The organism is Neobacillus sp. FW104-15D2 (assembly GCF_058790155.1).
In genome coordinates, this window is sequence record NZ_JBYTCJ010000018.1 from 22,391 (window position 1) to 47,125 (window position 24,735).

Below are 24,735 nucleotides of genomic sequence, written 5' to 3' on the forward strand. Positions count from 1 at the left end.
TACATTTTTAATCCCCATGCTTTTGATAATAACAAAATACCTCACTCCTTCAAAATATCTTTTCTCATTAAAGTTATGGAGCAGATGAAGTTAAGAAAAATCCTTTTTAACAATCTGAATGAGGGATATTCGGACAGCACTGGTAAATACGAGCGCCTTTGAGGCTGAATCAGGGATCTATTCGGACAACACTGGTAAATATGAGTGCTTTTGAGTCTGAATGAGGGATCTATTCGGACAGTATTAGTAAATACGAAAGCCTTTGAGTCTGAATCAGGGATCCATTCGGACAGCACTGGTAAATACGAGTGTCTTTGAGTCTGAATCAGTGATCAATTCGGACAAATTACTCGCTAAAAATAAAGTTAATAAAACAGGCTTATCGAAATTATGCCAAAAATTTTGTTTATTTTAAAAAATAAAAATTATATAGATTGGGTGTTATTTATGATAAAATTTTATACATGATATAAAGAATTTTTATGGGGGTTATAAAAGAATGTCTCAACTAAATGCTACAACTTCTACTCTACAGCAAAGTTCTAAAAAGGCTGCTGTTTTTGTAGTTAGCTTTTTAATCGTTGCTATTGCCGGGTTATGGTATGTGAAATGGTCTCCTTATTACGACAAATCCATTCTTGCAGCTACGACCCATTCAATCGGAACTTCCATTTTAGGGGATAAAGCTGATTTGCCATCTGCATCATGGAGCAGTGCCTGGGCTTATGCTCTTGTTTATTTTACCGCAGTATGGAAAGCAGCCATTTTAGGTATATTGCTTGGATCATTGCTTCAGGTTTTGTTACCAGCCAATTGGCTGATAAGAGTGCTAGGAAAAACTTCTTTTGGAAGTACAGCTATTGCCGGACTTGCCTCAATACCCGGAATGATGTGTACTTGCTGTGCGGCTCCCATTGCGGTAGGTTTACGTAAAAAGAATGCCTCAATAGGCGCCACTTTAGCTTTTTGGATAGGAAATCCAACCATTAATCCAGCAACATTAATTTTTATGACTTTTGTTTTATCATGGAAGTTTACATTACTTCGTCTTATATTTGGAGTTATTCTTACATTTGGAGTAAGTTATTTAGCAAACCGTTTTGCACCAGAGGTAAAGCCTGTCGATATTGAAAAAATCATGGAGGAAACGGACGTAGTCCCAGAAGGATCCTTCCTTACCAGGTGGATGAAGGCAGCAGGCAGTATGGTTCTCTATATCATACCGGCATATATCCTATCGGTCCTTCTGATGGGAGCAGTACGTGTATGGTTATTCCCTCATATTGGTGAAGCAGCTTCAAATAGTTTAATAGCGGTGATTGGTTTTGCAATTGCAGGCATGCTGTTTGTTATTCCTACAGCAGCTGAAATTCCCATTATCCAAACATTTATGTCGTTTGGCCTTGGAGGGGGACCTGCTGCAGCATTGTTAATTACACTGCCATCAATTAGTCTGCCTTCACTTATTCTTGTTGCAAAATCATTTCCAAAGAAAGTATTATTCTTCGTTGCGGGATCGGTAGTCCTTTTAGGGATCTTAAGCGGAATTGCCGGAATGTTTATTCTGTAATAAAAGAATCGCTAAATATTTCTTTATAAGAGGAGTTGTCAGGTTAAATATGAATCTGTATCAAAAAATCTTTAAGGAGTATTGGAATCCCTATATTGCCATCAGTCTAGCTGGTCTGATTAGTGCTTTGTATTTTGGCATAACCGGAACAGTATGGGCAGTAACAGGGGAGTTTACTAGATTAGGAGGTCATATCTTACAATGGTTTGGAGTAGATGTGTCACAATGGGCTTACTTTAAACTGGTGGGAATTCAGGGAACACCAATTGATCGCACAGATGGCTGGATTGTAATTGGGATGCTGGCTGGAGCATTAATGATGATTTTATTAAGCAATAGCTTTAAAATTCGTGTACCAAAACAAAAGCGCCGGCTTATTCAAGGCTTTATCGGCGGGATCATTGCCGGATTTGGTGCGAGATTAGCCCTTGGGTGTAACTTAGCTGCTTTTTTTACAGGTGTTCCGCAGTTTTCCTTCCATGCATGGATTTTTATGCTGATGACGGCTATTGGAACATACCTGGGTGTGAAGGTAGTAAACACAAAATGGTGGCTTGGAAAGCCTAACTTACGGAAGGGTTCCGTTAAGCCAGTTAAAAAAGTAAATGAAAAAAGCGCCAACATACAGCCGATTTTAGGTTTGCTTTTGGGATGCATTTACGCTGGAATTATTATTTACTTCTTCACAGTGGGGAAAAATCTTTTGGGCGTTGGTGCAATCGCAGGAGCTCTATTTGGGATTTTGATTGAGCGGGGACAAATATGCTTTACCTCTGCCTTCCGAGATTTGTGGGTAAGTGGACGTGCGGTAATGTCAAAAGCAATTGCAGTGGGAATGATGATCAGTGTCGTTATTACTTTTATCTATATTCAAAACGGCTCTGTCCAGCTCATTAAGATGGCGGCTCCCAGTACTGTGATTGGTGGTCTGTTATTCGGATTTGGTATTGTGCTTGCCGGGGGCTGTGAAACAGGAATGATGTATCGTGCCATGGAAGGACAAATACTATTTTGGATTGTAGGTGCAGGAAATATCGTAGGTGCAACCCTTTTAGCATATGGTTGGGATCATCTCGGCATCTTTAATGCTCTTACGAAAAACTGGAATAAGGTGAACTTAATCGAGGAGTGGGGTCCAACCGGAGCTCTTCTTGGGACTCTTGCCATGTTAGCGGTCTGGTTCTTATTCTCCACTTGGTGGGAAAAGCAGTTCCGTTATGGTAATGGCATTAAACAGGAAAAGACAGAGCCACTTGCACCAAAGGAGGCATAACGATTGTTACAAGAGACTGATGTGAATTATACATTAGATATTCGTGGTGAGCCTTGACCATACCCTGTCATTTATGCGCTGGACGCGCTAAAAACCATGAAAATCGGGGAAGTGTTACAGGTGATTGCAGATTGTCCGCAATCATTTCGAAGTGTGCCGGAGGAGGCCATCAAACATGGCTATGAGCTTATCACTAAACCGGAAAAATTCGGACAAGACATTTATTTCTATATTCGAGTTATAAAATAAAGACAAGGCTGGGAAAGATTTTCCTAGTCTTGTTTTTTTTCAGGAATAAAAATTTTCACTTTTTAAATGGGATTTTTCCGTCTGGAAGAATGGAGCAGGGAGAAGATGTTCTAGTTGCAGACTGCAGGGAAGTTTTGAAAGAAATTGCAGTGGGTGTTAGGCTTACAAAATACCAGTTTTCTCCAAGTCTGTCAGCAGAATCTATTAAAGGTTTTTTTCTTCCAAAATTTTTAAAAATACAATCCCTTCTTTTTAACACTAGTTATGAATTATAATGGAATAATGAAAAAGGGGGGCAACAAATGAATAGACGAATAGTGGTAACAGGTATTGGAGCAGTTACTCCTTTGGGGAACGATGCTTTTACAACCTGGACTAATATAAAAAATGGTGTGTCGGGGATTGCTCCGGCAACAATATTCGATGTTGAAAAAGTTGATGTTAAAATTGCTGCTGAAGTAAAAAACTTTGCACCAGAAGAATTTATGGATAGAAAAGAAGCAAGAAGAATGGGCCGGTACAGTCAGTTCGCTGTTGCTGCAAGTAAAATGGCTGTTAAGGATGCGGGCATTCAGATTGGTGAGGATATTCAACCAGAACGGGTTGGTGTTTGGGTTGGATCAGGAATTGGCGGTTTGGGTGAGTTCGAGGAACAGCATCGGAAATTTTTAGAGAAAGGTCAAAGAAGAGTTAATCCTTTTACAATCCCGATGTTTATCCCAGACATGGCCGCAGGACAAGTCTCCATTGAAATTGGAGCAAAAGGAATCAATAACTGTTCAGTTACAGCTTGTGCATCTGGCGCTAATTCCATAGGTGATGCCTTCAGAGCCATCCAAAATGGGGTCGTGGACATGATGATTGCCGGCGGAACAGAGGCAACGATTACTGAAATGACCGTAGCAGGATTTTCTAATATGACCGCTCTTTCGAAAAATCCGGATCCCAAATCAGCAAGCCGCCCTTTTGATAAAAATCGCGATGGCTTTGTTATAGGGGAAGGCGCTGGGATATTGGTTTTAGAAGATTTAGATCATGCTCTTGCCCGAGGTGCTCATATATATGGAGAGCTGATTGGATATGGTGCGACCGGTGATGCCCATCATATTACAACCCCAGCACCTGAGGGAGAAGGTGCACAGCGATCCATGAAACTGGCATTAGACGATGCTGATATTTCACCAGAACAAGTGGACTATATCAATGCACACGGAACTTCCACTTATTATAATGATTTGTATGAAACGTTAGCCATCAAGGAAGTTTTTAAAGAACATGCCTATGGTCTTTCCGTAAGTTCAACAAAATCGATGACAGGCCATTTGCTGGGCGCAACGGGTGCCCTTGAGGCGATCTTTTCTCTATTAGCCATTAAGGAAGGAATTCTGCCTCCAACTATTAATTATGAAACACCTGATGAACAACTTGATTTAGATTATGTTCCCAACGTGGCTAAGAAAAAGGATATAGAAATCGCTCTATCCAATTCATTAGGCTTTGGCGGGCATAATGCCACCTTAATATTTAAGAGGTTTAGTAAATAAACCATGCTAGACGGGGCGTAACAGCCTATTTCTGCAAGGAACTATAAAAGGAAGTATCCTCTATCAAATAGGATGCTTCCTTTTTCTTTTATAGGAATTGCAGGCCACTTCTATAGGTGAGAATCCTCTTTAAAAGCATTTTGCCTTTCCTTTACGAACTTGTGGTTTAAAGTGAGTTCATCTACCTCGGTTTGGAAAGTGCCATGAATGCGGTTGATGATTCCAGAAATCCCGGAGGTAAAACAAATATCAATGATTTGTTTTGGAGAAAATATTTCGGCGACACGCTTGTACAAATCATCGGAAATACGGATGTCCTTGACTAAAGCCTCGGTGTATTCCAAAATCAGCCGTTCTTTTTCGCTATAAACCGAACTTTCCCTCCATTGTTGCAACTGCTCCACTTTTTCCTTTGATAAACCTACGCTCCGACCGAGCATAATATGGGTCGGTATTCAGTAGTGACACTGGTTAAGCGCAGAGGTCTGCAGGTAAACAAGTTCCGCCAATTGGGGATCTAATTCCCCTGAGCGGTAAGTTGCCAAGCTTAACCCCATTAAACCCTGTAATGCCTTTGGATGATTGCCAAGAAGCTTATAAATATTCACAACCTGTCATTGCTTTGTCTCTTCAGTTGCCTGCTCATACTCCACGTAAGGAATTCTCGCCATCTGCCTTCCTCCTTAAAAAGATACCTGCTTGGTTTTTTTATCATAATATTCAGAAAAATATACACATCAGAAGAATATTGAACATTGGTTTACAAGAAGTGAACCGTTTTTAATAAATTAAGAATTCATTTTAATTCCAGAAGCATAAAGATGATTCGGATTCAAATAGAGAAAACTGTCAAAACGACTATCACTACTTCGGTTCAACTTTTTAGAAAATGAAGCCCTTTAGCAAAATATGATAGGTTTTTTTGTATATTGGTTGTCTATAAAAGTGAAAGAGTAAATTATCCTATTTTTAATATTGGTGGCTAGTAATGTTTTTGTAATTTTCGAAATTTAACAGAAATATAACAATATAATCCAGTTAATAACAAAAAAGTCCTTGTTAATACAACCCTATTAATTTTCCTAGAATTGTATAATTATGAATACGGTTACATTTAATTAGGGGAACGAAATATGAGAGAGTACAAATTATTATATAAAGGAGTGTAAGGACCAAGCGAACTTTAAATTCCTGAGGGATTATGAAAGAGTAGTTCTGATTAATCTAGGTTTTACAATCTAGCTTTTTAAGCCAATCAGAATTTATATGCAAAAAATTCTGCACGCATAAGAAAAACCAGGGCTTCCTCCTAAAGGGCTATACGAAAGCTGATTTTTTCCAAAAAACTAAAATGGATGGAAAGGAAGATAAGAATGAAAGGAAAAGTCTTTAAAAATTTACGTTTCGGCGTTCTTGCATGTGTGCTGACTGGGACATTAGTTACTAGCATGATTCCTCAACAAACAGTTTCAGCAAATGATAATGAAGCACCACCTGTAATGGTTAAATACGATGGGCAAAGAAGTTTGGACTTTGATCAAAACTGGAAGTTTGTATTAGTGAATTCCAAAGATATCACAGACCCTGATGGCAAGTATGAAAATGCAGAAGACCCTGCGTTTGATGATTCAGCCTGGAGAACATTATCCCTCCCTCATGATTGGAGTATTGAACAAAATCCGACTGCAAAGGCGCCTGCTGAAGCGGGGACAGGTTTCCTCGAAGGTGGTCTGGGCTGGTATCGTAAAACTTTTACTTTACAGCCATCTATGAAGGATAAAAAAATTAACATCGACTTCGATGGTGTTTACATGGATTCGTCCGTCTATATTAATGGTCATTTATTGGGCAAGCACCCATATGGGTATACAGGATTCAGCTACGATATAACTGAATGGGTACATACCGATGGGGAAACACCTAACGTAATTGCCGTTAAAGTACAAAATCAATTGCCAACCAGCAGATGGTACTCAGGCAGTGGTATTTACAGGGATGTACACTTAACTGTTACAGATAACATCCATGTAAAGAGATGGGGTACATTTGTTACTACCCCGGATTTGGAATCTACTATTAAAGAGGACTATGCAACAGTAAAAGTTAAGACCGACATATCAAACGAAAGTGGCAATAACCAGGAGGCTGTACTGGTTTCCAAAGTTAAAGATGCGAAGGGAAATGTTGTAGCCGAAAATAAATCATCAGCCACTTTGGACAGTAAAGATAATAGCTTTGAGGATAACATCAAGGTAGATCATCCTACTCTCTGGTCAACTGAAAAACCTTATCTTTATACATTAGAAACAGACATAATGATTGATGGAAAAGCAGTGGACAGTTATACTACCCCATTTGGTATCCGGTATTTCAAGCTTGATCCTAATGAAGGTTTCTTTTTAAACGGTAAACACCTAAAAATTCAGGGTGTGAACATGCACCATGATTTAGGGGCGCTTGGCGCAGCAACAAATTATGACGCAGTGCTCAGACAGATGAAAATAATGAAAAGCATGGGAGTTAATGCGGTCAGAACCTCTCATAACCCACCTTCCCAGGATGTGCTCAGAGCTTGTGATGAATTAGGGTTGGTGATGATGGTCGAAGCATTCGATGCCTGGGTTACACCTAAAAGACCCAATGACTATGCCCGATTTTTTAACGAGTATAGTGACAGTGATATAAAAGAAATGGTAAACAGTGCAAAGAACTGGCCATCGATTATTTTATGGTCGATTGGTAATGAAATTCCGGACTCCACAAAAACAATAGGAGTTCCGATTGCCCAAAAATTGATTGAGGATATACGCTCCATTGATACAACACGGCCAGTAACCATTGGCTCAGATAAATACAGGAGTATACCAAGAGACGGTTCTGTACAAGAACAAATTGCCCAGAAAGTAGATGCTTTAGGATTAAACTACAATAACGCCTCATCGGTAGACCAGTTGCATAAAAAATATCCGAATTTAATTCTTTTTGAATCGGAATCATCCTCAGAAACTTCTACAAGAGGAATTTATAAGGAGCCAGGCTCATTAAATACAGCTGTTGATTATACGCCAGGACAAATGGGAACCTCGTCTTATGACAACAACCTATCCTCCTGGACATTCAGCGGGGAATACGGATTAAAGAAGGACCGGGACAGAAAGTTTTTTGCAGGGCAGTTCTTATGGTCGGGGTTTGATTACTTAGGTGAACCGACTCCATATTGGGATAACTTCCCGGTTAAAAGTTCTTTCTTTGGTGCAGTCGACACTGCTGGTTTTGAAAAAGACGCCTATTATCTTTATCAGAGCCAATGGGCAAAAGAACCAATGGTCCACTTAGTACCAATGAACTGGACCGATTATAAACCAGGAGAAGAAGTAGATGTGTGGGCTTACTCGAATGTCGATACAGTCGAGTTGTTCTTAAACGGAAAATCACTTGGAATAAGAAAATTCGATACGAAACAAACAGTCGATGGACGGTCTTATTTAGAAACAACTGAAGCTGTTGGTGATGATAAAACGGTGAAAGATGGTAAATTCCCTGGAAGCTATACAAGTCCAAATGGCAGTGCAGGTAAGCTGCATTTAACCTGGAAAGTACCGTTTGAACAAGGTAAATTAACGGCTGTTGCCATTAAAGATGGAAAAGAAGTAGCGAAAGATGAAATTGCTACGGCAGGAGCACCATATACTTTAAAACTGACTCCTGATAAAAAAGTTATTAATGCCGATGGAAAAAGCTTATCCTTTGTGACTGTTGAAGTTGTTGATGAAAATGGGGTTGTTGTTCCCAGCGCTAATAATTTAATTGATTTCAAGGTAAATGGCGGAAAATTGGTGGGTGTGGATAATGGACGCGAAGAAAGTGCTGAAAGCTATAAAGCCTCTCACAGAGAAGCATTTAATGGCAAAGCATTAGCGATCATTCAGTCTTCCAATAATGAGGAAGCTATTACCATTACGGCCTCTTCAGATGGGCTGCTGCCTTCAGCCACTACGGTGTTCTCAAATAAAGTAAAGGGAAATCATGATTTGGCTGGTTTTGAGCCTGTTAATATTCGTATTAAAGCAGGAAAAAATCCTGAGCTGCCAAGCAAGGTGAAAGGAGTATATGCAGATGGGTCAATCAAGGAGTACCCAGTTAAGTGGACGGGTCTTTCTAAAGATGCCGGTAATCAGCCAGGAGTTTATTTTGCAAAAGGCCATGTAACAGGAGTAGGTGAAAAAGCCGAGGCAGCTGTTACAGTTTATGATGTATCCAATATTGAAACCTATTCGACGGCAGTTCCAACAGGAACAGCTCCAACACTCCCTCTTACAGCTAATGTAGTCTATACAGACGGAGTGAATCAAAGGTTTTCAGTGATATGGGAAAAAATAAAACCTGACGAATATCAAAAGGAAGGCCAAATTTCAGTAACAGGAGAAATCCCTGGAACAACGAAAAAGGCACTGGCGAATATTCGGGTAACTGCCGACTACCATGCTAATGCGAATTTAGCATTAATGTCCGGGCAGCTCCAGCCAAAAGCAACAGCAAGCTTTAGTGGCCTCGCTACTACGGTTCCTGCCGCTCTAATTGATGGAAATAAGGAGTATGGAGGATGGTCAAATAAATATTCAGTAGCAGCAACCGCAAACCTTCCTGCAATGTCAGGTGCAAGAAGCCAGGATTGGGTAGAAGTACAATGGCAAACTCCTCAAAATTTGGATAATACCAATCTGTACTTTACTTTAAATTCTACCAATTCCTTGCCTTCTAAATTGGAGGTCAACTATTGGAATGGAAATAGCTATGTTCCGGTTTCAAACCTCCATGTAAAATGGGCCGAAGTTTCAAACCAGGCAACCGTTATTACCTTTGATCCTGTTTCAACAACAAAGATAAGATACAATATGACAAGCAAAGCACCTGGAAGTGCGAATGGAAACATAACCCTTTCAGAACTTGAGGTTTTAGGAAATGAAGTTAACTATAACAAAACCGCTTCATTGGAAACTCTTCAATTAAATGGACAATCTATAACTGGGTTTAACAGCGAACATACCGAATACACTGTCCAAGCGGGTAACAAAACGTCTGAAATCAGTGCAACTGCTGCGGATAATGGAAGAGTTGTGATCATTCCATCACCAACGCTGCCAGGTACCGCAATCGTAAGAGTCACCTCTGAAGATGGTTTAAATCAGAGGGACTATGCAATACACTTAAAATAAAAATTTAAGATTTAATCCACCTTTGTTTATGGCTTAGGTGGATTTTTTACTATTATGATAGGTTGAGTTTTCCAATAAGAGCAATCACGTGCTGACTTACTGGCATGTGAGTGAAATAAGAAAATAGAGGAAACTTCCGACTCCAAATGAACGTCTATGTATTTGAGGTGGTGGAATGAAGAAATTCACTATTATTATTATGTTAATACTAATCTTGTCCTCTGGTGGATATTATTTTTCAAAGCCTAAAGTTTCTGAAGAACAAGCAAAAAATATTGTAGTGAAATATCATTCTCGTAATATGGGGAAGGTGAAAGTAACTTCAATAAGTCATAGAGATAATAGGTATGTAATAAAGTGGGCGAATAAGGAAAATTGTGAGAGTGGAACAGATTATATTAACGATAAAAATGGAGAAATCGTGAAGGGCCAAGTATCAATATGTTAAATTAAGTTCCATCTAGAAGTGATTTAATTTCAAAAGGAGAGAAGGACTTTCTCTAGGAATTCAGGTTTGGGAGGGGAATTTTAAAATCTTCAGCTTTAGTTGAAGAAAGGAACGCCTTTATAAAGACGTTCCTTTTCTATGTAACCATTAACTGTGGTTTTGATGTTTTTTGAAAATGAACTCAAAACGACACCCTTTACGATAGTGAGACGGCTTCTTATTTTGCTGCAATGGCAACCTCTGATTTGAAAACAACCTTATCTGCGGTTTTACCTTCAATATAGATTATATTTTTATTTGTAAAGGAAGTGTCCTTGCAAAGTGTTATCGTTTCACCAGGTAATGCTTCATTGTTAAAATTGAGATCGATGGTTTTGATGGAGTAGTTTAAATGATCTTCAACGGGAAAACAATCCATTATATAATCTACATATTTAGAATTATTTAAGTGGCCATTAAAGTCGATATCACTATAACCAATAACCTTGTCATAGGCAGGTAAAAGTTCTCCAAAAGCTTTTAGCTTTCCTAATTTACCATTAATAGCTCTTTCTGTAATGTTTTCTGGATATTTGATGCCAATAACGTCAGTTCGCCGAAGTTTTCTCTCTTTAATATCCATGATGACCCATTTCGAGACAGCTCTAATAATAATTTCTCCGTTTTTATCTTTCACAAGATAATCCCGGTCGAATTCAATCTTACTTGGTTCAAGCGGCCAGGTCTCAATTGTAATTTCCTCATCCCAGGAAGGAATCCTTCCTATTTCGACGCGAATACGGGTTAAGATCCAAGCCACCCCGAATTTTTTATCCAGGGTTTCAATCCCAAACCCAATATCTGCAGAAGCTTCACTTGCAATATCCTGGAATAGGCTGAAAAGAGTACTCAACTTTAGCTTTTTTGTAAAATCAACCTCCCTTAAATCAATATGGAAGTTCTTTTTAAATACGGAGGATACTGTTTCCAAAACGATTACTCCTTTACTTAAAATTCCAAGGTTTATTTATCCAATATATTTGCTCCATTTTATTTTAACATATAATTTTAAGTGGATAAAAATCCAAACTTTGATCTTATATATAGCTCTGACGTATATTGAGATATATACTTTAATTATTCCAAACAAATGATAGAGAGGGATTAATTATGAAACCAAAGGTAATCGTTTATAAGAAGGTTGATCAAAAAGTGCTGGATTTTATCCAGGGAAGCTGTGAAATTACATACTTTGAAAATCTGGATGAGCATAATTATCCTCTTTTTCTCGAGAGCTTAAAGGACGCGAAGGGTATATTGGGGTCGGGTTTAAAGGTAGATAAAGAATTATTGGATCAGGCACCAGAGTTGAAGATAGTTTGTAATACTTCAGTTGGCTATGACAATTTTGATATGGAAGCTTTGTCTGAACGAGGAATCATGGCAACGAATACACCGGATGTTCTTAATGATACAGTAGCTGATACAATTATGGGTTTAATTTTAGCCACAGCCAGAAGGATCCCAGAATTGGATCAATGGGTAAAAACAGGCAACTGGGAACAAACTTTAGAAGAAAAATGGTTTGGTGTCGATGTGCATCACAAGGTATTAGGAATTATCGGAATGGGCGGCGTCGGATCTGCTCTTGCAAAAAGGGCTCATTTCGGTTTTGATATGGACATCTTATATCATAACCGTTCCAGAAACGAAGAGGCCGAGAAAAAGTATGGGGCCACATACTGCTCATTGGAGGATCTGTTAAAACAGTCCGATTTTGTATGTTTGATGACACCCCTGAATGCACAAACGGAAAAACTAATTGGAGCGAAACAGTTTGAGATTATGAAGGAAACGGCCATTTTTATTAATGCTTCAAGAGGTAAAACAGTGGATGAGGAAGCATTAATTCAAGCCCTTCATGAGGGGAAAATACTTGGTGCAGGACTAGATGTGTTTACTCAGGAACCAGTTGAAGAGGATAATCATCTTCTATTTATGGACAATGTAGTTACACTTCCGCATATTGGCTCAGCTACGTATGAAACGCGATATAAAATGGCGATGCTGGGAGCGGTCAACCTTGTAGCAGGTTTGAAGGGAGACACCCCTCCAACGTTAATAAAAACAAAATAGCGGAAACTTCATTGAAATAAAATTTATAACAAACTTTGGCTTAAACATCAGGAAAAGAGTGCCCCGCATTTCACGGGGCAGCTCTTTTTGAAATCTAAGGGTTATCGGCCCTGCTGATTTCTTAAAGCCTGTTCACCGTAGGCGACAAGACGCTTTGTCATTTCTCCTCCGACTGAACCGTTTGCCCGTGCGGTCGTATCAGCACCAAGTTGAACTCCAAACTCGCTGGCGATTTCTTCTTTCATCTGATCCAGAGCATTCTCGGATCCAGGAACCAAAAGTTTGTTTCTAGCCATGATACATCACTCCCTGCAAGGTTTTGAGCAATTTATATTGCTCATTTTTTAATGTATCCTATTTGAAAATACTAATTCCCCAAAGTACTCCTCAATTTGCCAATTCAAATAACTCCTGAACAAAAAGCTCTTCAAATTTGTTATCCAATATGCCGTAGAAGTAAGCAATTGGCTGTTTTACTCCCTTGGCTGTTTTTATTTTTCGAATGAGCTGCTGGAAAGATCGAATGGCAATATCAAGAACACAATCCTTTTCCTTCTCGTAATTATTCCGATATGCTGCAACCAGGACCATATGCCAATATTCTTCGATGGTTTTCGCTTCTGGAAAAAAGTACTTTGCCACTTGAATAAAAGGCTGGGGAACTCTATCACTGACAAAAGTGTGATCTAATTCTTGGGGCTTTTCTTCCTGACGTTTTATTATCTTTTGATTATTAGTTTTTAAAAGATTAATGGTTTCATTATGGTGGTTCATTTTTTCCTCTTTGGGTGGTTCATTTGATGGAAAACGATTAAAAATATATAAATTGCTTGATTGGGATCCATTTTTTCTTTCTGTTTCATGAACAGTAAGGAGGCCTAAATCTTTAGCTTTTTGTATCATTCGCTTAAATGTAGATCGTGAGATACCATTATCATGATAGTCCTCATTAATTGCTTTTAAAATAGTACCAATCTTTGCATTACAGACTCCAGGAACCTTAGCGGCGAAACGGACAAGACGTTTTAACCCTACCAATTCACCTTTTGAAAAATCACCCTTATGTATTGACAGCCACTTTTCATAATGAGTGTTAAATTCCTTAAGTGATGAGAACTGTGAATATTCCTCAAACCCTGCAATATTACCCGATTTTAAATTCATTTAATTGCACCACCCTTTCACCTTCTATATAAGAAAAAAAGGTTCAAAAGGGCAGGGGTGTTTGCTGAGAATTGTGACAGTTTATTGAACATAGGAAAAAGAGCATCTTAATCGGTCTTTTGTACTGCCTTTTTTTGTTGAAAAGTGACAAGTTTAATGTCGGTTGTATGAGACTTTAGGACGACATAGAGGTTGGGAAAATTTCGTTTCAGGAGTATTGGCTGATGCGATAAAACATCCCACTCGACAGAAGTGCTGATTTCCCTATGACTCTCTTCGTTTTCTCATCAAATTTTAATTGTAAATATGCTTATAGACTTATATACTTGGTATTTTTAACTAGCTAAAATGCTAGATAATCGGAAAAATTATTCCAAATGAAAAAGCAAAACCATTGAAAGATGGTGACGCAAAGCCACGAGCCTAAAGAAAGACAGCAAACGATTCCACGGCAGTCGGGCCGCCAGACTGGTAAAAATGTGCCACGTTGGAGATTTTTTGTTTGGGGAAATGGAGAGGTGAAAAAATGAAAAGAAGTAAAGTTTTAATGCCACTTGCTGCGTCCGTACTAAGCCTGACACTGGGCATGTCAGGAGGTCCAAGCTACGCTGCAGCTCCCAGCCACGTTCAGTTAAAAGGTGCAGCGCCAATGGCAGCAGCACATGGAAAGCTGATTAGCCATACCAGCCGCAGTACAAAGGCTTCCTTAACGGTGGCCCTGCAATTAAGAAACAGTGATAAGCTGGATAGCTTTATTGCAAGTCTCAATGACCCTTCCTCCCCAAATTACAAGCAGTACCTAACACCTGAAGAATTTAGAAGTCAATTTGGCCCGACGGATCAAACGGTCGAGAATGTAAAAAGTTTTTTAAAAAGCAAAGGATTTGAAGTTCAGGGTGTATCATCCAACAATGCTTTTATCACAGTTAATGGAACAACCGGACAGATGGAAGATGCATTTGCAGTAACCATCAATGACTATAAAAATTCCAAAGGGCAGAACTATTTTGCGAATGAACAGGCTCCTGAGATACCTGCAGAATTTGAGGGAGTCATTACCGATGTAGAAGGTCTTAATAATGAGGCGCACTACACACATCCTAAAGTCAGAAAACAATCACCTCAAGTAAGTAATAAGCCCGCAGCTGTTAACCCAAGAGTGGGCAGCGGCCCGTCTGGCGGTTATACTCCAACTGAGTTGAAAGGGGCTTATGATGTCAGCCCGCTGGCAAGTGCCGGCTATACAGGATCAGGCCAAACAGTAGCAGTAATGGAACTTGATGGATATAAGGCTTCGAATATTACTTCCTATAGTAATTATTATGGTCTTGGAAGCCCTGCGCCTACAAATGTATACGTTGATGGATATAGCGGTGCAGCTGGCCAGGGTGAAGTCGAAGTAGAACTGGATATTGAGGTAATCAACGCGATTGCACCAAAAGCACAGGTAGTCGTTTATGAAGCGCCAAACACAGATCAAGGCCTAATTGATAACTATCAAAGAATAGCAACTGATAATAAATCAAAATCAATTTCTGTCAGCTGGGGAATCGGTGAACAGCATGCTTCCAGTGCTACAATGAACAGCCTGCATACCATATTCCAGCAATATGCTACCCAGGGACAAAGTATTTTTGCTGCATCAGGTGACAATGGAGCTTATGATTCCGGCGGTTCTACTTTAGAGGTCGACAGCCCAGCAAACGACCCATATGTAACAGGTGTTGGCGGAACTCATCTGAACTTAAGCGGATCCTCTTACAGTTCAGAATCAGTATGGGCTAACAGCACCAATAAAACTGGTGGAGGCGGCGGTCTGTCAAAAGTCTATGCAATGCCTTCGTTCCAGTCTGGTACTGGTGTGCAAAATAGTTACTCGAACGGAAAACGTGAGGTTCCGGACATATCAGCAGATGCTGATCCAAGCACTGGATATTCCATCTATAGCCAGGGAGCCTGGACTGTAGTCGGCGGTACATCAGCGGCAGCACCGTTATGGGCGGGTATTGCTGCGCTCAATAACCAATATGCAGCAGCAAACGGTAAGGGAAACCTTGGCCAGGCAAACCCTACACTTTATAAGATGTTTAATACAACTCAAACCTATAACGCTTTCCACGATGTCACAAGCGGAAGTAACCTGTACTATCCGGCAACAACTGGTTATGATATGGCTTCAGGTATTGGGACTCCTGATGCTTATAACTTGATTCGCGATATCAACGGATCCTCATCCGGCGGAGGAACAGGCGGAGGTGGCACTGTCACTCAACTAATTACAAATGGCGGTTTTGAAAGCGGCCAATCACCATGGACCGAATCTAGTATTGGCGGCTATCAGCTCGTTGATACATCCCGTCCGCATACAGGCAGCTACTCAGCTTATCTAAATGGATATAACAGCAGTACGGATACAATCTATCAAACTGTTACGATTCCTTCTACCGCAACAAGTGCGACGCTAACGTTCTGGACTTATGTTTCTACAACAGAAACAAGCCATGCCTATGATTATTTCTACGCACAGGTTCGCAATACAAGCGGCTCCGCACTCGCAACATTGTTAACCTTGAATGATGGAACAGCGTCCGGCTGGGTGCTGCGAAGCTACAGTCTCCTAAATTACAAAGGGCAGACTGTCCAAATTGCCTTTAAAGGTACGAATGACAGCAGCAACCCAACCGACTTCTTTGTGGATGATGTAAGCCTGCAAGTGCAATAGAATTATATTATCAGTGACGGCCTCCTTTAAAAGAGGCCGTCATTTGTATATTTTTAAACAAAAATGGCGCGCCCAGTGATTCGGACAGGAAGGCTCTTGGATCAGCCGGAGGAGTCCGAATGAAGTCATGATTCGGACAGAAAGGCTCCTGTATCAGCCGGTGGAGTCCGAATAGCGCCGTGATTCGGACAGAAAGGCTAATGGAAATGCTAGTGTAGTCCGAATAACCCCGTGATTATTGGGCACTTACAAGCGTTAAGAGCAACAATGTTTACAAAAAGATCATTTCTAACTATCAATTAAGCATTGTGTTTAACAGTATGGTTGTTTCCTTTTAATGTTGTTTTACGGATGAAAGGAATCACCCAGCGGTCTACACCGATTTTACCAGCATTGAAGCCTGCAGCTAAGATAATGACACCAAGCAGAATGTCCATTGGGTTAGAAGAGATAGTGCCAGCCATTAAATAAGAGAAGTTCATTACTAAGCCGAAGAACATAGCAGCTGTAGTTAAGCATCCAAGAATTAAGCCAAGACCGACAAGCAATTCGCCCCAAGGAACCAAAACGTTGAAGATGTGAGCATTAGGAAGAGCGAAGCTTTTTAAGAAAGTAAGATAAGTTCCGTAAAGAATGCTTCCGTCTGGACCTTTTACTGGATTGCCGATCGCGCCTTTTAAAAATCCTGAAGCATCGAATCCGCCGGTAATTTTGTGCAGGCCGGCTTCAAACCAGGCATAGCCAACATATAAACGAAGGAAAGTGAGAATGACAGCAGAGACTTTGTTTGTTCTTAAGACTTGGTTAAACATTTTGAAGACCCCTTTATAATTTAATATTAATAATGTGTTTATGTTGTTATTATAGTTTGTTTAGTTGACTTTGAAGCCGATTTTTCCAACCATTCACAATTCTGTAAAATCATTTTGAACAACCTGTGACTAGAATCATAGTTTTTATATTGTTAGCTATTAAACATTTTGTTTTGCGATATGGTTGTTTTCTTTAATTGCAGTTTTGCGGATGAAAGGAATAACCCAGCGGTCTAAACCGATTTTACCAGCATTGAAGCCTGCAGCTAAGATAATGACACCAAGCAGAATGTCCATTGGGTTAGAAGAGATAGTGCCAGCCATTAGATAAGAGAAGTTCATCACTAAACCGAAGAACATAGCAGCTGTAGTTAAGCATCCAAGAATTAAGCCGATACCGACTAGGAATTCCCCCCAAGGAACTAAAACGTTGAAGATGTGAGCATTAGGAAGAGCGAAGCTTTTTAAGAAAGTAAGATAAGTTCCGTAAAGAATGCTTCCGTCTGGACCTTTTACTGGATTGCCGATAGCGCCTTTTAAAAATCCTGAAGCATCGAATCCGCCGGTAATTTTGTGGAGGCCGGCTTCAAACCAGGCATAGCCAACATATAAACGAAGGAAAGTGAGAATGACAGCAGAGACTTTGTTTGTTCTTAAGACTTGGTTTAACATTTTAAAGACCCCTTTAGGAAAATTAATATTAATAACTTGATTACACTGTTATTATAGTTTATTAATTTTGATTTGAGGTGAGTTTGCTCATCATTTCACAAATTCGTAAAAACATTTTGAACAAAATATTACAAGAGGAAGATTAATAGTATTTACCTGCCAGATTGAATCCTCATATAGCTCTTACAAATTGCTAACAGCACTAATAATCAGCTTAAACTCGGGATGTTCTTACAGCATTTTCTATCCGCACTTTTCATTCCTTTCATGAACAAATATGGTTCAGGGGTAGAATACAGGTGATATGGGCTATAGAAACAAGGAAGGATTGATCTGGTTTGTAGACCGGTATAAAGATTTGATTAAAAGAGCAGGAGAAAATGTTTCTTCTATAGAAATAGAAAATGTTATATCAAGCTATCAAGGGGGTAACCGACTGTACTGTAATTGGAGTTCCAGATAATTTGAGATAGGAAGCAATTATTGCGTATATTTCTAACTTATCAGAGGAAGAAATAAGAGCATTTTGTGCAGAGCAGCTATCCCATTTTAAAGTGTGGAGGAATTCCCAAGGGCATCTATCGGTAAAATTCAGAAGACCTTACTTCGGCAAAATCATCCTATTAAAATCTAAAAGCTAAAGGGGAGAGAGAAAATTGGAATCTATTTATATTATTAACGGAGCAAGAACGCCTTTTGGTTCATTCGGCGGTTCTCTAAAAGATGTAAGTGATATTGATCTTGCCGTAACGGCTGCAAACGAAGCCTTAAAACGAAGCAGACTGTCTCCAACGGAAATTGAAGATGTAGCATTTGGAAATGTCATTCATACAACGAAGGCCTCATCCTATCTGGCTCGTCATATTGCCTTGAAAAGCGAAATCCCGGTGGAAACACCTGCGCTTACAGTGAACAGGCTTTGTGGATCAGGTCTGCAGGCTATTGTTTCTAGTGCCCAGACAATGATACTGGGTGATGCCAAAACAGCTGTAGCTGGAGGGACAGAAAATATGAGCCAGTCGCCGCATGTCCTGAGAGGCACTAGGTTTGGCTCTCCAAACGGCGCTCCTCCAATTGACGATATGCTTTGGTCGACACTAACAGATGAGTATATTGGCTGCGGCATGGGGATCACAGCAGAAAATCTATCCGAGAAATATACTATCACTCGCGAGGAACAAGATGAGTTTTCCATGAATTCGCATCTGAAAGCCGCTGCGGCAAGGCAATCTGGCCGGTTTGCGCAGGAAATTGTACCAGTAACGATAACTGGTAAAAGAAATAAGCAAACAGTAGTCTCCGAGGATGAACATATTCGTCCAGACATCAATTTCGATAATCTTGCAAAATTAAAACCAGCCTTCAAAAAAGACGGTACCGTCACTGCCGGAAATGCAAGCGGCATTAATGATGGAGCTGCAGCAGTTGTTTTGGCTTCAGAGTCCTTTTTAAAGGAAAGAAAGGATATTGAGCCTTTAGCACGAATCGTTTCATGGGGAATTGCAGGAGTAGATCCTAATATAATGGGTTTTGGTCCTGTTCCGGCGAGTCAGGCTGCATTGAAAAAAGCAGGACTGACATGGAATGATATCGATCTAATTGAATTTAATGAGGCTTTTGCGGCCCAATCAATCTCTGTCATGAAAGCGCTGGAAGTTGATCCGCAGAAAGTAAATGTCAATGGAGGAGCGGTAGCACTCGGTCATCCAGTAGGAGCAAGCGGTGCTCGGATTACTTATTCGCTCGCCCTTGAAATGAAGCTTCGTGGAGCACGATATGGACTTGCTTCACTATGCATCGGTGGCGGCCAGGGAATAGCTATTATTTTAGAAAGAGCATAAATAAAAAAATCACCTTACCCTGGTTGTAGTAAGGTGATTTTTATATTAGACATTTTGTTTGATTGTATGATTGTTTTCTTTGTGTGCTGTTTTGCGGATGAAAGGAATCACCCAGCGGTCTAAACCGATTTTACCAGCATTAAAGCCTGCAGCTAAGATAATGACACCAAGCAGGATATCCATTGGGTTAGAAGAGATAGTGCCAGCCATTAAATAAGAGAAGTTCATCACTAAACCGAAGAACATTGCAGCTGTAGTTAAGCATCCAAGAATCAAGCCGATACCTACAAGTAACTCGCCCCAAGGTACTAAAACATTGAAGATGTGAGCGTTAGGAAGAGCGAAGCTTTTTAAGAAAGTAAGGTAAGTTCCGTAAAGAATGCTTCCGTCTGGACCTTTTACTGGATTGCCGATCGCGCCTTTTAAAAATCCTGAAGCATCAAATCCGCCAGTGATCTTGTGAAGGCCAGCTTCGAACCAGGCATAGCCAACGTATAAACGAATGAAAGCAAGAATGATAGCAGAGACTTTGTTTTCCCTTAAAGTTTGATTAAACATTTTGAAGACCCCTTTATAAATTAGTATTAATAATGTGATTACACTGTCATTATAGTTTAACGAATTTGATTTGAGTGGAGTTTGTGCGTGGTTTCACAATTCCGTCAAAACATTTTGAACAAATTATTACAGGAAAAGCTAATGGGCTATTTGCAGGGACAGGAGGAGGAAGGCAGCTAAAGGAAACCTAGGTAACATCACTTTCGATTTTAAGGAATAAATCTTAAAAGCCTGAGCCCCGTTGGAAACTGAGGATCTGCGGCCTAGTAAAATCACTTTTAACAATTTATCATAAATTCCCGCCAAGAAAATCGATTTTTTCTGAGAGCCGATTTTGAATATTTTTGTAATTATTTTCTTTGTTTTACTTTTTCTCTCAAAACATTTGATTAATGATAAAATAAGTCATACTTATTTTTACTTTTTAGGGGGTTTTCGATTGGAAAATAGATTTACGAAACCAATGGGATTTGGAGAAATTCTGAATCATACTTTTTCGTTGAGTAAGGCGCATTTTAAGGATTTGCTCATGATTTTACTTATTATTATGGGACCTGTTTTCCTCCTTGAAGCGATTGTTCAGCTTTTTTCAGGACAAAGCTTTATAAGGGAACCTGGCAGCGGTGGCGCCTGGTATGAACAGATTATATCCGGTTTTAAAGAAGGTACTAATGGAACGATAAATTCCAGCAGCATTAGTGCCGATTGGGGATTGATAGTAGTCGGTGTGATAAGTCTTGTTTTCTTTCCGGTTACCGATGCCGCTATTCTGTTTGTGATAAATCATATTCGCAGGAATGAAGAGTTTACGGTCCGTTTAGTGTTAAAAGAAGGCTTTTCCCGCTTTTGGCCGATGCTTGGCAGCACACTTTTATTCGTTTTAATCGTTACAGGACTGATCATTGTTCCAGGAATTATTATCGGTTTAATTAGCTTTTTAGGGGCCATGGCCAATCCCTTTTTGGGAGTCCTCCTCGGCATTATTTTATTTTTGGGCTTTGCCTTGGGGATAGGTTTATTGTTAACTCGCTGGAGTTTTTATTTTGCTTCGGTTGTCCTTGATAAAAAGTCACCAGGCTTTGGACGGAGCTGGAGACTTTCGAGGAAACGTACCTGGGCAACTCTTGGTCTTTATATTGTGTTTTATTTAATCGTTGCCGCAATCAGTTTAGTTGTACAGGGAACCTTCTCGGCCGTTCTTGGGAATAGTGTTTTAAATTCGATTATTACCAACTTGACAAGCTTATTTACAACTTTGTTCTTCTCAGTTGGTTATGCGGTTATGTATCTTGATTTAAAGACCAGGCATGATGCAAAAGATATAAAGGAATAATTCAAGAATACCAAATAAAAAACCTATAAATACATTCGCAAGGTGATAATCATGCTTGATGAAAATAAGGCACGGAGCACTTGAAAGAATATTTTTCCTTCCGCAGAACTGTTATGAAGTGGCTTGAAGAATCGAACTAACTCGAAAGAGCCGATTCCTGAAAGGGGCAGGGAGCCGGTGAAAAATTCATTGCTTCTAAGGATTTGGCTTGTTCTTCTATTCGCTCTAATAATTGTAAGCAGTATTTTCACCTTTTCTCCTAAATCAACAGAATGCACAGTTTCAGGGAGTAAAGGCTAACTAATAAAAGCACCTTATCCATTAGGAATAAGGTGCTTTTCGATTTATATTACTTATGCAAAAAGGTTAAACATTTTGTTTTACAGTATTGTTATTTCCATTTAAAGCTGTTTTGCGGATGAAAGGAATTACCCAGCGGTCTAAACCGATTTTACCAGCATTAAATCCTGCAGCTAAGATTATAACACCGAGCAGGATATCCATTGGATTAGAAGAGATAGTGCCAGCCATTAGATAAGAGAAGTTCATCACTAAACCGAAGAACATTGCAGCTGTAGTTAAGCATCCAAGAATTAAGCCAAGACCGACAAGTAACTCGCCCCAAGGTACTAAAACGTTGAAGATGTGAGCGTTAGGAAGAGCGAAGCTTTTTAAAAAAGTAAGATATGTTCCGTAAAGAACGCTTCCGTCTGGACCTTTTACTGGATTGCCGATCGCGCCTTTTAAAAATCCTGAAGCATCGAATCCGCCGGTAATTTTGTGAAGGCCGGCTTCGAACCAGGCATAGCCAACGTACAAACGAATGAAAGTGAGAATGATAGCAGAGACTTTGTTTTCCCTTAAAGTTTTGTTAAACATTTTAAAAACCCCTTTATGAATTAATATTAATAATGTGATTACATTGTCATTATAGTTTAATGATTTTAATTTGAGGGGAGTTTGTGCATGGTTTCACAATTCCGTCAAAACATTTTGAACAGAATATGACATGCATGATCTTAAAGGCTTGAGAGCTGCAAGATTAATCAGTGGAAAAATAGGGGAAAATACGATAAAAGGAATATAGGGGTGAGGGAATGGGTTATAAAATCAAAAAAAGAATGATTACCGAGACGGAAATCAGACAAAGGGTAAAACAGCTTGCAGGAGAAATTCAAAACGACTTTAGCCAAGAGCCTATAACCTTCATTGTTGTACTAAAAGGTTCTTTTGTTTTTGCTGCGGATTTGATTCGCAAGATGAAGGGAGAGATAGCAGTCGATTTCATTTCGGTCTCCAGCTATGGAAATGACACTGAAACGTCCGGGAAGGTAAAACTTTTAAAAGATCTTGATGCTAATATAACAGACCAGAACGTAGTAGTGGTTGAAGATATTATTGACAGCGGTCTTACATTGCACTTTTTGCTCGATCACTTAAAAATACATAAGCCAAAACAAATAAAGATTTGTACCCTTTTGGATAAACCTGAGAGAAGAAAAGTTGATTTGCCTGTAGATTATGTTGGCTTTGTTATACCTGATGAATTTATTGTGGGATATGGGATAGATTTTCGTCAAAAGTATCGTAATTTACCCTATATTGCGAGTGTGGAGTATGTGGAATAACCGGATTTTATTTTGGAAGCTGTTCAGCAATGAGCAGCTTTATTTTAATGTTTTGAAACCGCTTACTTTAAGGTGAGGATAGGATTTAAAAAAAATTCAACAAATGAGCAAAAACTATTGACGAGTGCTTTTGAACAGTGATAATATATATTATTTGATTATTTTTTAAAAAAGTGCTATGATTAAAGGAGTTTAACGGAGGTGGATGAATTTGTTCGAAATTGGCGACAACATTATATATCCGATGCACGGTGCAGGAACTATTGAAGGAATTGAAGAAAAAGAGATCCAGGGAGAGATACAAAAATATTTTGTTATCAAAATCTACGGGAATACCATGCAGGTGATGATTCCCCTTAAGAAGATCGACAATTCCAATATTCGTTTAGTTGCAGACGAGGATTATATGGAGAATGTTTTAGACATTTTCCACAATGGAGAATCAGATTTGTCATTGCCATGGAAACAAAGATTCAAAATCAACACCGATAAAATGAGGACCGGAAAATTAAAAGAAGGTGCCGAAGTATTTCGGGATTTATTAAGGATTAAAAAAGAAAAGTCACTTAATTCCGTTGAGAAGCAAATGCTCGAGAATGCCAAGAAAATATTTTTGGGTGAATTAGAATTAATCAAAGGAATTAATGAAGTGCAAGCTGTGGAATTTCTAAAAAACAGCGTTCTAGTTTAAAACTACACACTTCCGCTCCATTTCACCCCATTACCCCATAGCAACTTCAAAAATTACTTTTCATTAAAAGCACCTACTCCCGTTGAGTAAGGTGCTTTTGTATTAGATATTTTCAAGGCTGATTCCGAAATTTGTCCATGACAGGCAGTCTTAGGGCAATTTTCCGGATGAAAGACTGAGATTTGGCCTTGAATAAGAAAATCACCTTACCCGGTTGGAGTAAGGTGATTTTCTTATTTATGCACTTTGTTTTACAGTATGATTGTTTCCTTTTAATACAGTTTTGCGGATGAAAGGAATCACCCAGCGGTCTAAGCCAATTTTTCCAGCGTTGAAGCCTGCAGCTAAGATAATAACACCTAGCAGGATATCCATTGGGTTAGAAGAGATAGTGCCAGCCATTAGATAAGAGAAGTTCATCACTAAACCGAAGAACATTGCAGCTGTAGTTAAGCATCCAAGAATCAAGCCGATACCTACAAGTAACTCGCCCCAAGGAACTAAAACGTTGAAGATGTGAGCATTAGGAAGAGCGAAGCTTTTTAAGAAAGTAAGATATGTTCCGTAAAGAATGCTTCCGTCTGGACCTTTTACTGGATTGCCGATCGCGCCTTTTAAAAATCCTGAAGCATCAAATCCGCCAGTGATTTTGTGAAGGCCCGCTTCGAACCAGGCATAGCCGACGTATAAACGAATGAAAGCAAGAATGATAGCAGAGACTTTGTTTTCCCTTAAAGTTTGATTAAACATTTTGAAGACCCCTTTATGAATTAATATTAATAATGTGATTACATTGTCATTATAGTTTAATGATTTTAATTTGAGGGGGGTTTGTGCGTGGTTTCACAATTCCGTCAAAACATTTTGAACAAAATATTACAGCTGAGCATTCCAGCTCG

General features: G+C 39.4%; 22 protein-coding genes and 1 riboswitch. Of the genes, 12 read left to right on the forward strand and 10 right to left on the reverse strand.

The features are described from left to right. Positions 1-499: 499 nt before the first annotated feature. From AC3WR0_RS14900 to fabF, 4 genes are all read left to right on the forward strand, one after another. Positions 500-1,570: a permease gene (locus AC3WR0_RS14900; protein ID WP_492553049.1), complete on the forward strand. Its 1,071-nt coding sequence runs from the start codon at positions 500-502 to the stop codon at positions 1,568-1,570. Between the two features lie 49 nt (positions 1,571-1,619). Further along, entirely contained in the window at positions 1,620-2,843 is a 1,224-nt protein-coding gene (gene yedE, locus AC3WR0_RS14905; protein WP_492553050.1) for a selenium metabolism membrane protein YedE/FdhT, read from the forward strand. A 69-nt stretch (positions 2,844-2,912) separates the two neighbouring features. Then, entirely contained in the window at positions 2,913-3,092 is a 180-nt protein-coding gene (locus tag AC3WR0_RS14910) for a sulfurtransferase TusA family protein (RefSeq protein WP_051270937.1), read from the forward strand. Positions 3,093-3,394: 302 nt separating this feature from the next. Continuing rightward, positions 3,395-4,636 carry a beta-ketoacyl-ACP synthase II gene (fabF, locus tag AC3WR0_RS14915; protein WP_492553051.1) on the forward strand — a complete coding sequence of 414 codons (1,242 nt, stop codon included), beginning with the start codon at positions 3,395-3,397 and terminating at the stop codon, positions 4,634-4,636. Positions 4,637-4,746: 110 nt separating this feature from the next. On the opposite strand, the gene AC3WR0_RS14920 is transcribed toward fabF, so the two are convergent. Together AC3WR0_RS14920 and AC3WR0_RS14925 are read right to left on the reverse strand one after the other, a co-directional pair. Beyond that, the gene (locus tag AC3WR0_RS14920) at positions 4,747-5,040 is read right to left on the reverse strand and encodes a carboxymuconolactone decarboxylase family protein (RefSeq protein WP_492553052.1); all 294 of its coding nucleotides are present in this window, start codon (positions 5,038-5,040) and stop codon (positions 4,747-4,749) included. Between the two features lie 51 nt (positions 5,041-5,091). Continuing rightward, entirely contained in the window at positions 5,092-5,244 is a 153-nt protein-coding gene (locus tag AC3WR0_RS14925) for a carboxymuconolactone decarboxylase family protein (protein ID WP_492553053.1), read from the reverse strand. A 765-nt stretch (positions 5,245-6,009) separates the two neighbouring features. On the opposite strand from AC3WR0_RS14925, the gene AC3WR0_RS14930 reads away from it, so the two are divergent. Together AC3WR0_RS14930 and AC3WR0_RS14935 are read left to right on the forward strand one after the other, a co-directional pair. After that, positions 6,010-9,852 carry a glycoside hydrolase family 2 TIM barrel-domain containing protein gene (locus AC3WR0_RS14930; protein ID WP_492553054.1) on the forward strand — a complete coding sequence of 1,281 codons (3,843 nt, stop codon included), beginning with the start codon at positions 6,010-6,012 and terminating at the stop codon, positions 9,850-9,852. 175 nt (positions 9,853-10,027) lie between these two features. Beyond that, a complete protein-coding gene (locus AC3WR0_RS14935; RefSeq protein ID WP_492553055.1) occupies positions 10,028-10,300 on the forward strand; it encodes a hypothetical protein in 273 nt (90 codons plus the stop codon). A gap of 217 nt (positions 10,301-10,517) precedes the next feature. On the opposite strand, the gene AC3WR0_RS14940 is transcribed toward AC3WR0_RS14935, so the two are convergent. Continuing rightward, positions 10,518-11,270, reverse strand: a complete 753-nt coding sequence (locus AC3WR0_RS14940) for an acyl-[acyl-carrier-protein] thioesterase (RefSeq protein ID WP_492553056.1) — start codon at positions 11,268-11,270, stop codon at positions 10,518-10,520. 179 nt (positions 11,271-11,449) lie between these two features. On the opposite strand from AC3WR0_RS14940, the gene AC3WR0_RS14945 reads away from it, so the two are divergent. Continuing rightward, positions 11,450-12,415: a 2-hydroxyacid dehydrogenase gene (locus tag AC3WR0_RS14945; RefSeq protein WP_492553057.1), complete on the forward strand. Its 966-nt coding sequence runs from the start codon at positions 11,450-11,452 to the stop codon at positions 12,413-12,415. A 101-nt stretch (positions 12,416-12,516) separates the two neighbouring features. On the opposite strand, the gene AC3WR0_RS14950 is transcribed toward AC3WR0_RS14945, so the two are convergent. Both AC3WR0_RS14950 and AC3WR0_RS14955 read right to left on the reverse strand, forming a co-directional pair. Further along, positions 12,517-12,711, reverse strand: a complete 195-nt coding sequence (locus tag AC3WR0_RS14950) for an alpha/beta-type small acid-soluble spore protein (protein WP_027323982.1) — start codon at positions 12,709-12,711, stop codon at positions 12,517-12,519. A gap of 91 nt (positions 12,712-12,802) precedes the next feature. Beyond that, positions 12,803-13,579, reverse strand: a complete 777-nt coding sequence (locus tag AC3WR0_RS14955) for a hypothetical protein (protein WP_492553058.1) — start codon at positions 13,577-13,579, stop codon at positions 12,803-12,805. Between the two features lie 374 nt (positions 13,580-13,953). Further along, positions 13,954-14,047: riboswitch (cyclic di-GMP riboswitch) on the forward strand. A gap of 58 nt (positions 14,048-14,105) precedes the next feature. Between AC3WR0_RS14955 and AC3WR0_RS14960 the strand changes: the two genes are divergently transcribed. Continuing rightward, entirely contained in the window at positions 14,106-16,301 is a 2,196-nt protein-coding gene (locus tag AC3WR0_RS14960) for a S53 family peptidase (protein ID WP_492553059.1), read from the forward strand. 299 nt (positions 16,302-16,600) lie between these two features. On the opposite strand, the gene AC3WR0_RS14965 is transcribed toward AC3WR0_RS14960, so the two are convergent. Beyond that, positions 16,601-17,113, reverse strand: coding sequence for a DoxX family membrane protein (locus AC3WR0_RS14965; RefSeq protein WP_492553060.1), 513 nt, complete (start codon positions 17,111-17,113; stop codon positions 16,601-16,603). Between the two features lie 159 nt (positions 17,114-17,272). After that, positions 17,273-17,785: a DoxX family membrane protein gene (locus AC3WR0_RS14970; protein WP_492553061.1), complete on the reverse strand. Its 513-nt coding sequence runs from the start codon at positions 17,783-17,785 to the stop codon at positions 17,273-17,275. A gap of 656 nt (positions 17,786-18,441) precedes the next feature. Here AC3WR0_RS14970 and AC3WR0_RS14975 point away from each other — a divergent pair. Beyond that, positions 18,442-19,626 (forward strand): acetyl-CoA C-acetyltransferase, encoded by a 1,185-nt coding sequence (locus AC3WR0_RS14975; protein ID WP_492553062.1) that lies wholly within the window; start codon positions 18,442-18,444, stop codon positions 19,624-19,626. 45 nt (positions 19,627-19,671) lie between these two features. Here AC3WR0_RS14975 and AC3WR0_RS14980 read toward each other — a convergent pair whose 3' ends face one another. Next, positions 19,672-20,184, reverse strand: a complete 513-nt coding sequence (locus AC3WR0_RS14980; protein ID WP_492553063.1) for a DoxX family membrane protein — start codon at positions 20,182-20,184, stop codon at positions 19,672-19,674. A gap of 439 nt (positions 20,185-20,623) precedes the next feature. Here AC3WR0_RS14980 and AC3WR0_RS14985 point away from each other — a divergent pair, with 439 nt between their 5' ends. Then, positions 20,624-21,517 (forward strand): DUF7847 domain-containing protein, encoded by an 894-nt coding sequence (locus AC3WR0_RS14985; RefSeq protein ID WP_492553064.1) that lies wholly within the window; start codon positions 20,624-20,626, stop codon positions 21,515-21,517. Positions 21,518-21,883: 366 nt separating this feature from the next. On the opposite strand, the gene AC3WR0_RS14990 is transcribed toward AC3WR0_RS14985, so the two are convergent. Then, complete coding sequence (locus AC3WR0_RS14990) at positions 21,884-22,396, reverse strand: DoxX family membrane protein (protein ID WP_492553065.1); 513 nt, start codon at positions 22,394-22,396, stop codon at positions 21,884-21,886. Positions 22,397-22,614: 218 nt separating this feature from the next. On the opposite strand from AC3WR0_RS14990, the gene hpt reads away from it, so the two are divergent. Both hpt and AC3WR0_RS15000 read left to right on the forward strand, forming a co-directional pair. Then, positions 22,615-23,145 (forward strand): hypoxanthine phosphoribosyltransferase, encoded by a 531-nt coding sequence (hpt, locus tag AC3WR0_RS14995; RefSeq protein WP_492553066.1) that lies wholly within the window; start codon positions 22,615-22,617, stop codon positions 23,143-23,145. Positions 23,146-23,350: 205 nt separating this feature from the next. Further along, a complete protein-coding gene (locus AC3WR0_RS15000) occupies positions 23,351-23,836 on the forward strand; it encodes a CarD family transcriptional regulator (protein ID WP_035444055.1) in 486 nt (161 codons plus the stop codon). 237 nt (positions 23,837-24,073) lie between these two features. Here the strand turns inward: AC3WR0_RS15000 and AC3WR0_RS15005 are convergent, their stop codons facing one another. Next, a complete protein-coding gene (locus AC3WR0_RS15005) occupies positions 24,074-24,586 on the reverse strand; it encodes a DoxX family membrane protein (RefSeq protein WP_492553067.1) in 513 nt (170 codons plus the stop codon). Positions 24,587-24,735: the final 149 nt, after the last annotated feature.

Excerpts from the sequence above, each read along its gene's own strand:
- AC3WR0_RS14900 (WP_492553049.1), top strand. The coding sequence starts at position 500 with ATGTCTCAACTAAATGCTACAACTTCTACTCTACAGCAAAGTTCTAAA.
- yedE (WP_492553050.1), top strand. The coding sequence starts at position 1,620 with ATGAATCTGTATCAAAAAATCTTTAAGGAGTATTGGAATCCCTATATT.
- fabF (WP_492553051.1), top strand. The coding sequence starts at position 3,395 with ATGAATAGACGAATAGTGGTAACAGGTATTGGAGCAGTTACTCCTTTG.
- AC3WR0_RS14930 (WP_492553054.1), top strand. The coding sequence starts at position 6,010 with ATGAAAGGAAAAGTCTTTAAAAATTTACGTTTCGGCGTTCTTGCATGT.
- AC3WR0_RS14935 (WP_492553055.1), top strand. The coding sequence starts at position 10,028 with ATGAAGAAATTCACTATTATTATTATGTTAATACTAATCTTGTCCTCT.
- AC3WR0_RS14945 (WP_492553057.1), top strand. The coding sequence starts at position 11,450 with ATGAAACCAAAGGTAATCGTTTATAAGAAGGTTGATCAAAAAGTGCTG.
- AC3WR0_RS14950 (WP_027323982.1), bottom strand. The coding sequence starts at position 12,711 with ATGGCTAGAAACAAACTTTTGGTTCCTGGATCCGAGAATGCTCTGGAT.
- AC3WR0_RS14955 (WP_492553058.1), bottom strand. The coding sequence starts at position 13,579 with ATGAATTTAAAATCGGGTAATATTGCAGGGTTTGAGGAATATTCACAG.
- AC3WR0_RS14960 (WP_492553059.1), top strand. The coding sequence starts at position 14,106 with ATGAAAAGAAGTAAAGTTTTAATGCCACTTGCTGCGTCCGTACTAAGC.
- AC3WR0_RS14965 (WP_492553060.1), bottom strand. The coding sequence starts at position 17,113 with ATGTTTAACCAAGTCTTAAGAACAAACAAAGTCTCTGCTGTCATTCTC.
- AC3WR0_RS14970 (WP_492553061.1), bottom strand. The coding sequence starts at position 17,785 with ATGTTAAACCAAGTCTTAAGAACAAACAAAGTCTCTGCTGTCATTCTC.
- AC3WR0_RS14980 (WP_492553063.1), bottom strand. The coding sequence starts at position 20,184 with ATGTTTAATCAAACTTTAAGGGAAAACAAAGTCTCTGCTATCATTCTT.
- AC3WR0_RS14990 (WP_492553065.1), bottom strand. The coding sequence starts at position 22,396 with ATGTTTAACAAAACTTTAAGGGAAAACAAAGTCTCTGCTATCATTCTC.
- hpt (WP_492553066.1), top strand. The coding sequence starts at position 22,615 with ATGGGTTATAAAATCAAAAAAAGAATGATTACCGAGACGGAAATCAGA.
- AC3WR0_RS15000 (WP_035444055.1), top strand. The coding sequence starts at position 23,351 with ATGAATTTGTTCGAAATTGGCGACAACATTATATATCCGATGCACGGT.
- AC3WR0_RS15005 (WP_492553067.1), bottom strand. The coding sequence starts at position 24,586 with ATGTTTAATCAAACTTTAAGGGAAAACAAAGTCTCTGCTATCATTCTT.